Genomic DNA, 14,404 nt, shown 5'->3' on the forward strand with positions numbered 1-14,404 from the left:
TCATCTCTACTATAGTTTTAGAGGTGATAAATCATGCGAAAGCATAAAGGTTTGATGTCAGAGGAGTCGATTTCCCTCCTCAAAAGGTTTGGGGAGAACATCGACTTGGCGCGCGTGCGTAGACGGCTTCGAATTTCCACCGTTTGCGGTCGTGCTGGGATCAGTAGTCAAACCTACCAACGGCTCAAGAATGGCGAGGAGGGTGTAACCCTGGCCGTGGTGATGAATGTTTTGTCGGCACTCGATCTTGAATCAACTTTTGCGCTGGTGGCATCGCCGGACACAGATGAGGTGGGCATCGCTATGGAGCGAGCTGCTCAACCAGACCGAGTAAGTGGTAACGGGGAGGGAAGTGATGTCTTGGCAGCCGATTGGTAATGCTTTTGTCTTTGCGCAAAAGCACGAAGGTGATGCGCGGCCGGTCGGCCAGATCGCCTATCACAATGGCGGATTTCTCTTTCGCTACGCTAACAGTTGGTTGAGTCGCCCGGACAGTTTCGCCGTCGACCCAATCAACCTCCCGCTGAGCGATAAGCAGTTCTCGTCCAAGAGAATGTGGGGGTGCTTTGATGATGCGACTCCGGACAACTGGGGTCGCAAGGTTTTACTGGCGACCCATCAGCATCACCCCGCAAACGACATAGAGTGGTTGCTCGCAACGCGTGGCGCTGGTGTTGGGTGTTTGATGTTCAGCGGCTCTCGGAACCAACTGCCCAAGCTGCACCAACCCCCTGCATTTGAGGAGCTTGAGCACCTCATGCTGGCCGCTCACGAAATCGATCAAGGTGAACTGATCCCTGATGAGGCGCTGGCGCGGCTGCTCTGGCACGGATCCTCTATGGGCGGCGCTCGGCCCAAGGTCACAGTCAAATACAAAGGAGGGGACTGGCTGGCGAAGCTCAGTCGTGATGTGGATTTGTTCAATGAGCCACAGGCCGAATTCGCAACTCTACAGATGGCGAACGCTGTCGGCATCGAAACGCCAGAGCATGAACTCATTTCGTTCGGAGAGCGCTCAGTGCTGCTGGTGAAGCGTTTCGATAGAGGGGATGGGTTTCGCCAACATTATCTCAGTGCCAACGCTCTCATAAATCCACAGCGCATGAGAGTTGGCGATGTTGAGGGCTCGGTGAGTTATCTGCGCCTGGCTGAGATAATCCAAAAAATCAGCGCCAATGCCGAGGCAGATCTGCTGGATCTGTACCGGCGGATGGTGTTCAACGTTCTTGTCGGCAATACCGACGACCACCTTCGCAATACCGGCTTCTTATTGGGAGAAAATGGGTACCGGCTTTCCCCTGCGTTTGACCTTTTGCCACATCCTGGAAGCGTGTCCCATCAAGCCTTGATAGTCGGCCGTGAGGGAGCCGCGTCTACAATTTCAAACCTCGTGAGCATGCCGCACAAATTTGGCATTGACGTTGAAACGGCAAAAGGTATTGTCGAGGAGCTTCACGAAGTGACTCGGAACGCGGCTGACTTCTTCATGCAGGCTGAGATGTCGACTTTGGACATCTCCATGCTGTCGAATTGTTGTCGTCGTTTCGAAAGACAGGCTGAGGCATTGGAGGTACCTACTGCGAAGCCGTTGAAAGGGCCTTCTCGATGAGTAGGGTTCTAGGGGTGTGCCTGCTGGAGGTATGCCCAATATGTTTATGGAGATTCACATGCAATATGGTCGTACGCAAGAATTTACGCTGGTTACAAGAAATGGTGCGTTTCACCAGGCCGGGATAAGTGAGATGGGCCCAGGTACCTGGTGCCCTCAACTTGCTGAAAAGGCCAAGGCGGCTGAGGATTATGAGTCAGTTCACTACACCCGTCTGATATCGCCGCCAGGCGGCAAAAATGAGTGCTTCCACGAACTGCTTGTGCAGGCGGATCGGCTAATCACCAACAGCGGCGCAGACCCCGTAGTTCGGATCGTTCTGCACACCAGTGAAAAAGACTATCCAGGTGTCGCCTATTACCTCACTGAAGACGAGGTCAAAACGCTGTCGGGCGCGCTCATTGACGTCACCGTCAATCACGAAATTAAAGCACCGGCCTGATTCGATCTGACGTGCTTCTGTGACTCAGCGCCCAGAAGCACCGCTTAACCCAATTCTATTCAACGTCCATTCCAACGTCGCCAAGAAGCGTTCGTCGGGTGAGCATCAAAACTATGGTATAGACACACAATACCGTCTAATATTTGGATCCTATCAAACCTTCGTGTGGCATGACGTGCGGTGCGCTGCGCCGCCATATCAAAGGATCGCCATGAATTCGATGCCAGAAAACCCTCAGTTCACTCATGGCTCATATCCAAGGCTTGTTGATGAAGTGCTGGTCGCTTCCGTTCGTGACTCAGAGGCAGGAGCGTCGGAGTTTGCAGATGGGTGTGGATCAGGTCGAATCATTGACCTAGATCCGGAGTGGGTCTGCACCGAACACGGCTTAGATCTTCTGTATGTGAGGGGCGAAAACGTTCCTCCCGCGCTGATAGAGAGCTTCGCCAACTATTCCGCCTCTGAGCCTAATCAGTCGTTCTCATGGGCTTCTGCGTATGGCCGGCGGGCGGAGGCTAGTAAGCAGGAACGAAGCCACATACCCTCTGCCGATCCAGTTAAAACCGCAGCCTTGTGGGGCTTCGTCAAAATGGGCGATGCACTTGGAATGTCGGTGGACACGACTAAACGGCGTGAAGTCCATATGGATTCTACGGAGTCAATTTTCTCTGCCGACGTAGCGAGTTTTGTGCGAACGGGTGATGTACTCGGATTCGCGGGTTGCCTTGAACGACCGGATTACTCGCTTGTACTCACCTGCAAAAGTTCGGGTTCTGCGCTGCTGATGCGTGAGCGTCAGCTGATTGTTGCCTGCCAGTCGAGGCTAGAACTTCATTATGCAAGGCCTGCAAACGGGTCAAGCTTGAGGGCTGCTCCAGTGGTGTGGCATCGCTGGACGCTTCCAGTCAGAAATCGCCAACTCCTTTACCGAACCATCGCGCAGCTCTGCCAGTCGGGCTATATCAGCGGCGTACATCTTCAGGAATGTCTGCCAGCGCAGTTAGGCCTGGGTTGGTGTTCGCGAGATGTGAAAAAGTACTTTTTGTCCGAACCCTCCCAGTCAATTTCCACAGACCTCGCTGCTGTTCAATATCAGTCTGAACGGCGAGGTTAAAGATTGTTTGTTTAGATCAACCCACGTAAGCATGGAGTTTTTTAAAATGGAGAAGAATCAAATCGACACACTAATGGCTCAGCTGTTCGACCACATCGGCGAAGCAGAGCAGGCTGATGCGATATCTTCGGCCTTAGTAAAAAGAGAGTCTCATGTGTCGGCGATTGCGAAGCTTTGCAAGTCGTCGAGCGCTTACCAGCAAGGTATGCGAACCGTGACCTCTCTGAAGCGAACAATCGAAAAAGCCCCGCCAGAATGCCGTTTGATTACCGCCTGGAACCTCTTCATGAAGCGCTTCAGCGGCGAGCGCCCTTTTGAAAAAATGCAGGATGATGTTCGGATCTGTATGCCACTGATCGCCGAGTACCTGCCTGGTTATCAACGCCGTCCGATCCGGTGACCGCAGCTTCAACCAGCTGATTTTGCAAAACCGGGTGAGCCCACAGTTAGCCCAACCAAATTATTGTCTGATAGGAACGAATGCATGTTGATTTTGACGCGTCGAGTGAATGAAACCATCAACATTGGAAATGACATCACTGTCACTGTTTTGGGTGTCGAGGGGATGCAGGTGCGGTTGGGCATCAATGCGCCTAAGGAGGTTGAGGTGCACCGCGAGGAGATCTACGAGCGGATCCATGGCCCAAAGCAAGCGGACTCCTCGCGTTGATTTGGCAGCGTTCTCAAGCCCTACCTGAAGGTGCTCGCAAGAAATGCCAGTGAAAGCAAATGGGGCTGTGCTGGCACGATTGCCCGCTTGGGTACTGATTGTCATTGCTGTAACTGCATACCTGGCATTTCACCACCTCCAATTGCTATTGCCGATCACGAGAGGCGCGCCCAATTTGGCCGCGCTGGCCGAATTGGTCGTCATGACCTTCACGAAGTATGTCTTGCTCATTTCCCAATACCTCGTCCCCATCTACATGGTCTATCTCATCATCGGCAAGGCTTTTGGATACGCCGGCCCCCGGTCTGTCTATCGCAAGGTGTTGAAGCATGGCGGGGATCAGGCAGCCATTGAGGGCGTAACCTGGTACCAGTTTGAGCAACTGATGGCCGAAGCTTTCCGTCGTCAGGGATTCATCGTGGAGGAGACTCCTAAGGGCGCTGATGGTGGGGTTGATCTTGAGCTGAAGAGGGGTGACGGGCGTTACCTGGTTCAGTGCAAAAAGTGGCGCTCAGCCCGCGTTGGTGTAGCAACAGTACGGGAGCTCTATGGCGTCGTGGCTGGTCGAGGAGCGACCGGTGGATTTGTCGTGACGTCTGGAGCCTTCACTAAAAGTGCGGCAGCATTTGCCCAAGGGAAAAACATCGCCCTGATAGACGGAGTGATAGTTGCTCGATGGATCAGAGAGGGGAAGGGGTTGAAGCCGGAAAGCGTGATGGATGCCGCACAGGCACCTGCGCAGCCACGTATCAATTCAAAAGGGATCTGCAAAATCTGCTTGGGGCCTCTTGTGAGTAGGACAGTAAAAAGTGGCCCTCGTGCGGGTACTGCTTTCTTGGGTTGCGCTGCTTTTCCACGCTGCCCTGGCTCACGCTGAGGGCAATAGTGAAGGGGCTACCCATAACAGCCCCTTCATTCCATTACACCCGTTGCCCAGGTGCGTCCGCTAATTCGCTGGACTTTATCGCTCCAGCTGAACCTGTGTCGACACCGGCCATTTTCCGTCGGGCGATTTCAGCCCCTTTCCGCCGGAGCGGTGACTCAACAAAGCGGAAGTTCAGCTCGCTCAGCACCAGCATGATCAGGATCGACGTGACCACCAGCTCTGTCGTAAATCCTTGTGCGAGAGTCAAGCCGCGCTCCATTGCAACGCGGCTCCAGATCTCGGTGCTCAAGTGGTACGCGAACATATGGATGACGTAGAGCCCGTATGAGCGAGCGCCGAACCACTGGAGCGTCTTGCTGAGCACGCCGGGGCAGTAGATGTAACCTTTCTGGTAGCTTGCCAACCACACGATGATCAGGGCGGTCATCGCTATTAGTCCGACCGCAATTGGAGTCGCAATCATCTGAGCGGCGATAGCCCCCAGCATGTAGACAAGGAATGCCGTCACAGCAAATCGTTTTATTGTGCTTGCGCCTAAAACGGTGGGCTCCAGTTCCCTGTAAAGAGACGTGCGGGTGAAAAGGCATAGCAGAATCCCCCACATCATCGCATCGACCCTAAAAGAGAAAAGCATGCCAGCCGGCGGCGCGGCAAATGCATTTCGATCCAGCGCAAATTGAATGGCGATCATGGCGAGCAGAGATATCACACGCCAACGGGTCGATGTGACTAGAAGCAGGAACAAAGGGAAGACGAAGTAAAACTGCTCCTCAAGGGCCAGGCTCCAGTAAACGGAGTTTGGCCCGAGCAGCAGGCCATATTGATTGGCTAGATTGCCGGTGAAGGTTGCTACGGCTGTAAAGCTGCGCAGGTTGTCAAACCATGACCCGAAGGCGTTGGACTGGTTGTACAACATGGAGAATGCAAGCGGGATAAGCACCCAGAGCCAAGCGGTGGGAATAAGTCGATATCCGCGACGAATCCAGAAAGATGCGGCCGCCAGACCGAATCTACCCTCAGTTCGATTCTTGTCGAAGTAGTCGAGGTAGGCTTTGCTGACCACGAAACCAGAGATGCAGAAAAAGAGGTCTACCCCAGACCACGGTGAGTAGACATTGTAGAGTTTTACGAAGAACTCAGAATGGAACGGTAATAGCAGATTGGCGTGGGTCAGTACCGTCATGACGATAGCAATACCGCGCAGGTACTCGATTTCTATGTTTTTATTTGCGCTCATAGGTTTTCTTTTATTTTAGTGTGTTTAACCCAGAACGTTTTGGGTCACTTCAGATTGTAAAAGACGCGTTATCTAGGCCAATCAGCAGTTGGTGGAAGGCTAGGGCCAGTTAAAGGTTTTAAGGCTACCTTCCATTGAGCGCTGCTTGATTGCGTGCCAAATCCACATTGATAGGCGGCACTGTTGGACTGCTCATCATCAACGAATCTGAGGCCAGAAGCGCGCTTGTAGATGAACTGTAACTGACCGCATTTGGTATCAACCGTTATTCGGTGATCCTCACGGCTTGATTCTATCTTGTAAGGCCCTGAGGCAGTTGAAGGATCGTCGTTTCTTGGGGAATGAATGGTGGCCAGACCTCTTTCGTCCAGCACCAAAAATGCAGAGTCGTCCGCACCATCACACCCGGCAAGAAACGCAGTGATAATTGAAATCGCGATCCACAACTGCTTCATAACGATGGCTTCTTCTGCGGATTATTCGGGATCGTGCGCTTGGCCATCGGCGATCAACTCGCTAGCCTTGCTGAGATCTGGCGCGAGAGCGTGCATAGCGAAAGCGGTAGACAGCACCGTTTGTATGCTTGCGTCATACTTTTCCGCAAGCTTGGTCGCATCTTCGATGGTGTCCTGGCGGACGCGCATGCTGACCATCTCCTTCCCGACCTTGCTGTTGTACTTCCGGCCATGAAGGAGGGAGTCGAGCTCCTGATCCGTTTCTCGGATTAGTCGAGCATAAGCAGCAGCTGCCCAGTCTGGGGTCGACATATCTTGAAGGGCAAGAGCCTTCCTGACATTGGCTGCTTCATCCACATCAAACCACATAGGGTAAGACCTGGAAGTCTTTTTGGTTGTATTCGCGGTGGTGTCGAGTACGCGGCGGGAAGTCATTTTGCTGATTCCTATTCTTCGCTATCAATTGCGGCGAACAACGATTCGAGGGTGTCGATCAGCATTTTTTTTCTGACCTTTTCCGGCGCACCTGTCCAAGCGTTTGAGGTCTTTTCAAGCTGTGTGACGATTTCTGGTGGTAGACCATCCATTTTTTTCAGCACGGCCAAAAACTTCTGTCCGCCAGCGGTACCGGGCATACGTATTTTCGCTTGCGGAGCGCCAGGTTTTGGTGGCTGAGGAGTCTTGGGAGCGTTGCTATCGGGGTCTTGCCCGTCACCGCCAGGCGCAGGCAGCTGTTGGCTACCGGGAGGCGCAGACAATTGACGTACGCGCTTACTCGCTTCAGCGTAAGCGGCTTTCAGTGAAGTGAACTCGCCCGACATCATCCGTTCTAGCAGCGGGTCTCCATCAGGGAGTTTGCACATGGATGAGTAGTAGGAGGACTGAGTATGGCGGCAACCAATAGAGTTCTGGATTGCCTCCATGGTGAGGCCCGGATTGTCCGGCCCGAGCGCCATGCCAGTTTCAATCAGCATAATTGCGCGGCAGCTGAGCACCTTCTCCTCAAGAGAAAGGTCTTCACGATGAATGTTCTCAATCAGCCGCAGTTTTGCAGCCTGCTGGTCGCTGGTTTTTTTGATGAGTACTGGGCCAAAAGGCTTGCCAGCGAGCATTGATGCAACCCAGCGACGTTCCCCTGCAATGATGATGTTGTCAGGTCGGATGACTATGGGTTGAAGTACACCATTTCTCAAAATGGAGACTGCAAGTTCAAAGAGTTCTTCCCACGTGGCAATGGCGCTTGGCGGCGTTCCGTTAACGTGTAAGGAGTCAGAGAACGTATCAATGCGATTAGCCCAGCGTTCATAGGACTCGCCAGGCAGGTGAATCAGGCTGCGAATACGCTCATCCGAAACACCAGCGCGATCCAGGCTGATGCGACGCGGGTTATTCGGCGATGGCTTAACAATTGACAGGTCGTAGTGGGGCTCAAACCGCTCATCTGGGGTTAAAGGCAGACTTGCACCGTCCTCGATGTCGCGCAGCATTTTCGCTGCGCCTGAAGCCTGCGGATCATTGTCAAAACTTGTTCCAAGCTCACGACGCCCCCGTGGGGCAGTTACTGGAGCAGGGGGTGTATCGGAGCTCATGCGCCACCTCCGAGTATCTCTGCATCTTGCATCACATCATTCCAGAGGTACTTCACGAATTTTTTGGCCTCTAATGCGATGTTAGTGTTATCCAAAGCGGTGACTTGGTCGGGGCTATTGCGCCAATCATCAGTTTCGGCATACCCAATCAGCTTATGAAGCTTCACAGGCATGAGGTACTTGCTGAATACCTCGTGGTCACGAATGATTTTAATGTGCTGATTGTGCAGGCGTGTGCGCTGAACCATGTTCGGCAGCAGGCCGACAAGTCGCAGCGGAACGTCGTTCTGTTGCTCGCGTCGTTCTTTGATGTAGCGACCGGCGTACATGATCATGGACATCACACCATCCACGCTCTGCGGCTCTGGGACAAATGGGATGTAGGCATGAGTAGCGGAGGCGAGAGCGGCGTCAATCAGGGAGGATTTAGATGGTTGGGTGTCAAGCACCACCGCGCAGTACTGCTCAGCGAGAGCGGGGTCTCGCAGCCATTTACGCATATTGCGGCCAAGTTTGACGACTTCATCACGCGGCACACGCATGACTTCTGCCATCAGCTCTTCATGCGCTGGAATCACATGGATCAATGGGTTCGATGTTTCGTAGGGGACTGGCACAAGCGGCTTTTCACGTACACCGATAACATCAAGCCACAGGTCGCAAATTGAACTGTGCTTAACGTCATCTTCCATCAAGGCCGGGTGATCCTTGGGAACAAGACTACCGTCCTCGTTGATACGATGAAGCTGCCAGCGGCGAGTAGTGTTTGCCTGCGGATCGAGGTCGACAATCAGTATCGGCTTGCCCTTATTAAGCTCGGGCAGATCAGCCACACCTTGGGCCAAGACGCGACTGGTTGTAGTTTTGCCCACGCCGCCCTTGTAGTTAAAGCTGATGATCACAGGGACAACGGGGTGAGGGTAGAAAGGGATCAAAACGGACATTACTCTCGCCCTTCGGTTGATTAGTCAGCAAACAATACACGAGAGAAATTAGTCGCGCAAATTATACGCATCGGTTATTTACGTCTCTGGTATAAATACACTATTAGGATCTATTGCCGCCGAGAGGCCCGGTTTGCATGTACTGGGTATTCGTCCAGTGGTGAAGGCAAAGCTACTTTTCCACGTCAGTTAGGGTATTCGCTGGGCCGTGATCTAGCCTCAGGAAGGGGCTTGTTTGGCTAGTAAACGACTTCTCCTCGCTGCTCGTTGGTAGCAAGGGAAGCCAATGGGTGAAAGGCCTCGCTCGCGTGTTGCCCTGATCCCGTGTCATCAACCACTGAAGGAGTACTTCATATGAATGCTTCGCCGAGGGAACAGCCGCAGGAACAAATGCTCTGGCTCCAGAAAACGGCGCAGAAAATCCAGCGACAAATCGGTGTATCCCAAAAAGTTGTTCAGACCCATCAGCAAGGTTTCAAGCCGGCTGATCTTTTGCGTGTCGGCAAATGGGGCAGGATTGGGTCTGGTATTGCTGTGCTGGGTGCGGTTACAGCTGCCGCTGTTGGAGCTGTACCGGTTGCCCTCATTGTGTCTGGCGTAGCAGCCGGAGTCCTCGTCGGTAGCAGTATCACCGAGCGGGCTGCGAAGAAGAGTGCAGCGGATCTGGAAAAAAACTTGGAGTTCCTTGAGAAAGCCAAGCCAGTGATGCAGCAAATCAACCAAGCGTACAAGGAAGTGAGGGAAGAGATTCAGGCGGCTGAGCAGAAGGGTTATGTGCCAAGCCTTGAGTTCAAGCAACACGTTGAGCGAACTCAGCAAGGCTTAGCTCAGTCACTTGAAGCGCAGCAACGTCTGGAGCAAGAGCAGCGCGCTCGTCAGGCGGTAGCTCAGGATGAGCGTCCTGGTGTTAAAGCCAGTAGTAGCCCGAGACTGGGTTGAAACAGGGCTGAGGCGTAAGTCTCAGCTTTTAACCGTACGTGGTGCAAAGATGTTGAAGGACAAACCCGTAGTAATGGCGGTATTCGCGTTGGCTGTGACAGTCGGGGCGTTGCTAGGCGTGGGGGCACTGGTAATTTATGAGCATGCAACAGATGTGCGCCATTTTAAAATCTGATGACCCATTTTCATTTCAAATGGACGTTACAAAAAATACCTCTTTCGCAATATGCCGGCTATACTCGGCATATTGCGAAAGGAGTACTTTCATGAATAAAGTCGTTGAAAAAGCAGATCGCTCGTCGGCAATCGCGGCTTACAACAATGCGTTGGCTGAACTCACCAGGCTCCCCTTGGCTATGACCGCCATCGAGCGACACAAAGCAGTAGCCTCAGGGTTGAATGTTGAGGCCTACGGTCTTCTTGCGGCCAAAGGTATCGGCAAGCTAGTACTTGATCGGATTGTGAAGCCAAGGACGCTCGATCACCGCAAAGCGAAAGGCGAGCCGCTCAGCCCGAGTGAAAGCGACAGTCTGTTTCGTGTTGCGCATATCACGGCTTTGGCGGAGGCATCATTCGGTGACGAAGCGAAAGCTATGCGTTGGTTGAACAAGCCCAAACGCCGCTTCGACGGAATGACACCGTTGGACATGGTCAGCACCTCCCAGGGCGCATCTCTCGTCGAGGAGATGCTTTATCAAGTGCAAGAAGGATTCGCAGCTTGAGTGATGAAAAGAAGCTGGAGTTGTGGCGCATAAGCAACTTTGCAGATCTCTCCGGTACCGGCGGGGTGATGGCTGGCGCACGATGGCATACAAAAGGTCAGCCAGTGGTGTACATGGCTGAGAATCCACCCGGTGCGCTTCTTGAGACGCTGGTGCACTTGGAGATCGATGTCGAGGACATGCCAAGTAAGTATCAGCTTCTGAAGGTAACCATGCCGTCAAACGTTTCGCAGGAGACATGCCCGCCTCTCGCTGATGGATGGCAAAGGGATGAGCGGGTAACTCGCGCGGTGGGTGACAACTGGTTGAGGGAGCAGAACAGTCTGCTTCTCAAAATACCGAGTGCGATTGTCCCGTTCACATCCAATTACTTGTTCAATCCGCTTCATGAAGAAGCGAGCCTGGCTGAAATTGAAGTAGGCTCATTTCCGCTTGATGAACGGCTTTTGAAGCTGTAGTCACATCACCAATCTGCGGCGCTTGTCCTCGACCACGAGCGCCACGCCAATCTCAGCGAGCATTTCTGCTTCGCCATCATCAGGCAGCGGGATCATCCCGGTGACTGGTTTCCCTGTACTGGCTTCTCGAATCGCCACGGCCGAACTGTAGGATGGCTGGAAACCGCACTTGCGCATTGATACCGTCCGGATTTTCGTGCCGCCTTTGCCATCATCCACGTCGACAAGCCATTCAGCTCTGACAAATCCGTCCCCTGTTCTCCGAACGCTCAACCGTATCCCTTCAGGAGGGAGATCCATCACTTCCCCAATTTGAATTTGATGAGCTGCCAGCAAATTGACTTGCTCAGGGGTGGGTTGCGGTGGAGATGGCCTGATAGAGAGTGGACTTCCCATGAGTAGCTCAAGCGCAGTCAGAGCCTTTTTGTAAGCGCCGGCATACCCAAATTTGCGCATAGAGAGCTCCCGGCGCTTGCCTGCATAGGCAACAGTCCATCTTGCCTGGATCAGGCCGGATTCGGTTAGCGCAATAATCGCCGTTATGGCGCTTGGGTGTCGGCGAAGAACGGCCTTTTTATCATCGCGCCAGCGTTGAGCGGCTTCCCGCGCTGCCACGGTTGATCCGTATTCACGGATCAGGAAAGTTTGGTAAGCCTCAAGAGGGCGTGTGCCTTCTGCGCCAGCTTTTCCAAAGAACTTAACAAGGAATCCCTTCGCTGTAGAAGAGATGTATTGCATATCGACAGAGCGGCTGTTGCGATTGGTCATAGGGTAACCAGGTAGAGGTGTTAGGGCTCAAGTTCGGGCATGTGGTGCAACACTTATGAGCCATATTCTACAAGGTGTTAAGGCGAGATTGCTTATGAGAAAAGCAATTTTCAAACATTTAAAACGAGTGGGGATTTGGAGGTAGGTGAATGCCCACCTCCATGTCTAATACTTTTTGTTTAGCCAATTACCGAAAAGGTAAAGTTGTCCTACAAGCAGGCTTAAAAGTGTGAATCAAACTTCACATCAAACTTCTTCATCAGAAACAATGAGCGGTAAGGAACGAATGGCGTCATCGTAATAGCGCGGTCTGTCATCATCAGCAACGATTTGAAGGACGCGGCGTTTGGTCATGCCCCACCGAAGGCTGATCCGCCCAGCGTCCCAGCCACGGGACTTGATCTCCGCCTTGAATTGGTCTGGTGTCATGGGGACGAGCTCTTTTACTGCCACGGGATACCCTTTTTGTACAGGAAATATCCTTCATGGTATTTGAGCAACTGCCGGGTGTCGATAGATTTCCGGTTTCTCGGAATGCAGCTGGCCAGAGATTTCGGCTCATTGTTACTTGGAAGCGGTCGCTAGACGAAGTTACAAATCCGCTAATCGGGCAGCAGCAAGCCCGATGGCTATCGTATAATATGAACATTCGCAATGGATTAAACAGTGCATTGATGGCACATCAGTGGCACTTACAGTCATTTAATAATTCCGACTAAAGTCGGAAAATGCAGTGGACTTTCAATTGCGTTGCTCATAGATTAAAAATTGGCGCCAAGTTATCGCCAGCGTTTGAGCAGCCCTACAAGGATGAAGGAGCAAGCAGTAGTCAGTGCTCTGTACTTTCTCAGGAATGCTTCCCAGCTTTCTGTTGTAGAGGTTGTAGTGAAACGAGACGATAGTGACAATAAGATCATCAGGGCCGCTGCGCTCTGGAATCGTATAGTCGAGCGTGAGTCAAAAGATCCCGTTGAACGGCTTAGAAATCTCCCCCTTGCGTCGAACTCTGCCCTGCATGCCAGGCTGCTTGAAGGTATCCCGCCTCTGCGCCACCGGCCGCCAACTCGTAATGGATCGCCCTGGTACGAAGTCATCGAAACTGAAGACCTATTTACGGTCTCAGTGAGGCACGTTGCCCCGCTGCATTTCGATATCCCTGGTGCTGAAAGTGCGCATATGGAAAGCGAAATTCTAATTGAAGGTGATAGCTGGCGGGTTGAAACGATAGTTGCTGCCGATCAGGAGTACGTGGTTTCGTGGCCTAAATACCCGCTTCGGTGGAAGCTTTGGCGCGACTGGATGAAACACGTCTCCCTCGCAGATCGCTTCAACGAGCATCGTGAAATGTATGGTGAGTGGTACGTGCGGTCGCTCGGGCAGGAGGCTGCGAACGTAAAGCTCTCGGCTGAGTGCGATGATCTGGAGCGTGATATTCGTGCTAATCCGGATCAGCGGATTGATAAGGATGGCGTGATTTGGCGAAGTGAATGGCGGTTGAAGCTGACTAGGCTGCCTGGATGGCCATGGACGGGGAGAGTGACCGAGTTCGGTCGGTACGTCGATCTCGTGCCAGTGAGTTCTGATGCCAATGGGGATTTGGCTCTTTACGCCCCCTCCACCGGAGAAAGCTGGGTTCGTATCGATTACTGTTACTACGAGGGGACTGGAAGGTTCATCGCGGTCAACGGGCTGTCGCTCGCGGGGTTGGAGCTGGCAGTCCGAAACTTCGACTCCTTGGTGCAGACGGTCATGGATATGACCGTCTCAACCTTCAAAATCATGGATCGTGAGCGTGACGGGATCGTGCTTCGCAAGTACATGGTTCCAGCTGCTGCCCTTCCATGGAGACGATAACCCCAATGTAGCCGCGATGCCGTTTAGGTATCGCGGCTTTTGTCGGGTTCCGAAATGGTCAAAAAAAGCCCGCATGCGGGCCTGTGGTGTGCAGCGATCTTTCCGTGCCGTCAGGCCTTGCTAGAGTTGCCGTCATCGCTTTCACGATTTGCAAAAGCTTCTGCTCTGCGATAAGTTCATCTTTTTCATCTTGGCCCAAAGCATCCCATTGGTTGAACTCATCGGCCCCTGCATTCCAGAGATCCGCAGCGATCCGCGCGTGATCAACGTCATTTCCAGTGTTCATGATTCTCTTCCTATCGCCCGAGGGATGCGACATGGATCGCCTCGCGACGGTCGTTCAACGCACGAATATTCGTTTCGTGGTGCGCGTGGTACTGCTCCGGTGTCATGCCGAGTTCCGACCGTTTGGTTTCCTCTTCTCTGATCCCGGAGTTGAACTGTTCAAATGCTTCTGGATCGTCGCCAAACTTCTGATTGAATTCCGCCTTTAAAGCGGCTCCATTCGGTTCGCGAACGAACGATTGGCCGAACTGGAATGCGTAGTGCAAATAAGCCTTACGACTTTCTTGGGCTGGGGTTTGGGTGTTGTTGGCCATCTAAATTCCTTCCAATTTGCTGGACGCGAAAACCGCGACTCCTCTACTACCGCTGCCCAGCGTTTTGACGGCTGGGCTTGGGGTGTGCTGGCGACGATCCCGTGATCCGTTGGCTCTG

General features: G+C 52.9%; 20 protein-coding genes. 11 read left to right on the forward strand and 9 right to left on the reverse strand.

What is annotated here, in order from left to right:
• Positions 1-33 precede the first annotated feature (33 nt).
• The 7 genes from ACIQY3_RS10990 to ACIQY3_RS11020 all read left to right on the forward strand — a co-directional run bounded on the left by ACIQY3_RS10990 (position 34) and on the right by ACIQY3_RS11020 (position 4,712).
• Positions 34-378 carry a helix-turn-helix domain-containing protein gene (locus ACIQY3_RS10990; RefSeq protein WP_403019272.1) on the forward strand — a complete coding sequence of 115 codons (345 nt, stop codon included), beginning with the start codon at positions 34-36 and terminating at the stop codon, positions 376-378.
• Positions 356-1,609, forward strand: a complete 1,254-nt coding sequence (locus tag ACIQY3_RS10995; RefSeq protein ID WP_403019273.1) for a type II toxin-antitoxin system HipA family toxin — start codon at positions 356-358, stop codon at positions 1,607-1,609. Before ACIQY3_RS10990 ends, ACIQY3_RS10995 begins: the two co-directional genes overlap by 23 nt.
• A gap of 58 nt (positions 1,610-1,667) precedes the next feature.
• Entirely contained in the window at positions 1,668-2,051 is a 384-nt protein-coding gene (locus tag ACIQY3_RS11000) for a hypothetical protein (protein ID WP_403019275.1), read from the forward strand.
• Positions 2,052-2,262: 211 nt separating this feature from the next.
• Entirely contained in the window at positions 2,263-3,165 is a 903-nt protein-coding gene (locus ACIQY3_RS11005) for a hypothetical protein (RefSeq protein ID WP_403019276.1), read from the forward strand.
• A 46-nt stretch (positions 3,166-3,211) separates the two neighbouring features.
• Positions 3,212-3,565 (forward strand): hypothetical protein, encoded by a 354-nt coding sequence (locus tag ACIQY3_RS11010; RefSeq protein ID WP_403019278.1) that lies wholly within the window; start codon positions 3,212-3,214, stop codon positions 3,563-3,565.
• Positions 3,566-3,649: 84 nt separating this feature from the next.
• Positions 3,650-3,835 carry a carbon storage regulator CsrA gene (csrA, locus tag ACIQY3_RS11015; RefSeq protein WP_403019279.1) on the forward strand — a complete coding sequence of 62 codons (186 nt, stop codon included), beginning with the start codon at positions 3,650-3,652 and terminating at the stop codon, positions 3,833-3,835.
• 43 nt (positions 3,836-3,878) lie between these two features.
• A complete protein-coding gene (locus ACIQY3_RS11020; protein WP_403019280.1) occupies positions 3,879-4,712 on the forward strand; it encodes a restriction endonuclease in 834 nt (277 codons plus the stop codon).
• A 43-nt stretch (positions 4,713-4,755) separates the two neighbouring features.
• On the opposite strand, the gene ACIQY3_RS11025 is transcribed toward ACIQY3_RS11020, so the two are convergent.
• The 5 genes from ACIQY3_RS11025 to ACIQY3_RS11045 all read right to left on the reverse strand — a co-directional run bounded on the left by ACIQY3_RS11025 (position 4,756) and on the right by ACIQY3_RS11045 (position 8,946).
• Positions 4,756-5,958, reverse strand: a complete 1,203-nt coding sequence (locus tag ACIQY3_RS11025) for an acyltransferase family protein (protein ID WP_403019281.1) — start codon at positions 5,956-5,958, stop codon at positions 4,756-4,758.
• A 68-nt stretch (positions 5,959-6,026) separates the two neighbouring features.
• Positions 6,027-6,413 carry a hypothetical protein gene (locus ACIQY3_RS11030; RefSeq protein WP_403019283.1) on the reverse strand — a complete coding sequence of 129 codons (387 nt, stop codon included), beginning with the start codon at positions 6,411-6,413 and terminating at the stop codon, positions 6,027-6,029.
• Between the two features lie 21 nt (positions 6,414-6,434).
• On the reverse strand, positions 6,435-6,848 hold the full coding sequence (locus ACIQY3_RS11035) for a hypothetical protein (protein WP_403019284.1): 414 nt from the start codon (positions 6,846-6,848) through the stop codon (positions 6,435-6,437).
• Between the two features lie 11 nt (positions 6,849-6,859).
• Positions 6,860-8,002, reverse strand: coding sequence for a ParB/RepB/Spo0J family partition protein (locus ACIQY3_RS11040; protein ID WP_403019286.1), 1,143 nt, complete (start codon positions 8,000-8,002; stop codon positions 6,860-6,862).
• Complete coding sequence (locus ACIQY3_RS11045) at positions 7,999-8,946, reverse strand: ParA family protein (protein ID WP_403019287.1); 948 nt, start codon at positions 8,944-8,946, stop codon at positions 7,999-8,001. The genes ACIQY3_RS11040 and ACIQY3_RS11045 overlap by 4 nt, the downstream gene beginning before the upstream one ends.
• A gap of 354 nt (positions 8,947-9,300) precedes the next feature.
• On the opposite strand from ACIQY3_RS11045, the gene ACIQY3_RS11050 reads away from it, so the two are divergent.
• The 3 genes from ACIQY3_RS11050 to ACIQY3_RS11060 all read left to right on the forward strand — a co-directional run bounded on the left by ACIQY3_RS11050 (position 9,301) and on the right by ACIQY3_RS11060 (position 11,065).
• The gene (locus ACIQY3_RS11050) at positions 9,301-9,885 is read left to right on the forward strand and encodes a hypothetical protein (RefSeq protein WP_403019289.1); all 585 of its coding nucleotides are present in this window, start codon (positions 9,301-9,303) and stop codon (positions 9,883-9,885) included.
• 266 nt (positions 9,886-10,151) lie between these two features.
• Positions 10,152-10,607: an antitoxin Xre/MbcA/ParS toxin-binding domain-containing protein gene (locus tag ACIQY3_RS11055; protein ID WP_403019290.1), complete on the forward strand. Its 456-nt coding sequence runs from the start codon at positions 10,152-10,154 to the stop codon at positions 10,605-10,607.
• Entirely contained in the window at positions 10,604-11,065 is a 462-nt protein-coding gene (locus tag ACIQY3_RS11060; protein WP_403019292.1) for an RES family NAD+ phosphorylase, read from the forward strand. The genes ACIQY3_RS11055 and ACIQY3_RS11060 overlap by 4 nt, the downstream gene beginning before the upstream one ends.
• Here ACIQY3_RS11060 and ACIQY3_RS11065 read toward each other — a convergent pair whose 3' ends face one another.
• On the reverse strand, positions 11,066-11,833 hold the full coding sequence (locus ACIQY3_RS11065) for a hypothetical protein (protein ID WP_403019293.1): 768 nt from the start codon (positions 11,831-11,833) through the stop codon (positions 11,066-11,068). It abuts the gene before it with no gap.
• A 246-nt stretch (positions 11,834-12,079) separates the two neighbouring features.
• Positions 12,080-12,262, reverse strand: coding sequence for a hypothetical protein (locus ACIQY3_RS11070; RefSeq protein ID WP_403019294.1), 183 nt, complete (start codon positions 12,260-12,262; stop codon positions 12,080-12,082).
• A gap of 381 nt (positions 12,263-12,643) precedes the next feature.
• Between ACIQY3_RS11070 and ACIQY3_RS11075 the strand changes: the two genes are divergently transcribed.
• Positions 12,644-13,687, forward strand: coding sequence for a hypothetical protein (locus ACIQY3_RS11075; RefSeq protein WP_403019296.1), 1,044 nt, complete (start codon positions 12,644-12,646; stop codon positions 13,685-13,687).
• Positions 13,688-13,745: 58 nt separating this feature from the next.
• Here the strand turns inward: ACIQY3_RS11075 and ACIQY3_RS11080 are convergent, their stop codons facing one another.
• Complete coding sequence (locus tag ACIQY3_RS11080) at positions 13,746-13,973, reverse strand: hypothetical protein (RefSeq protein WP_403019298.1); 228 nt, start codon at positions 13,971-13,973, stop codon at positions 13,746-13,748.
• A gap of 10 nt (positions 13,974-13,983) precedes the next feature.
• On the reverse strand, positions 13,984-14,286 hold the full coding sequence (locus tag ACIQY3_RS11085; protein ID WP_403019299.1) for a hypothetical protein: 303 nt from the start codon (positions 14,284-14,286) through the stop codon (positions 13,984-13,986).
• Positions 14,287-14,404 lie beyond the last annotated feature (118 nt).

The sequence above is a fragment of the Pseudomonas sp. NPDC096950 genome (assembly GCF_044762525.1).
In the GTDB taxonomy this organism is placed as follows: Bacteria; Pseudomonadota; Gammaproteobacteria; order Pseudomonadales; family Pseudomonadaceae; genus Aquipseudomonas.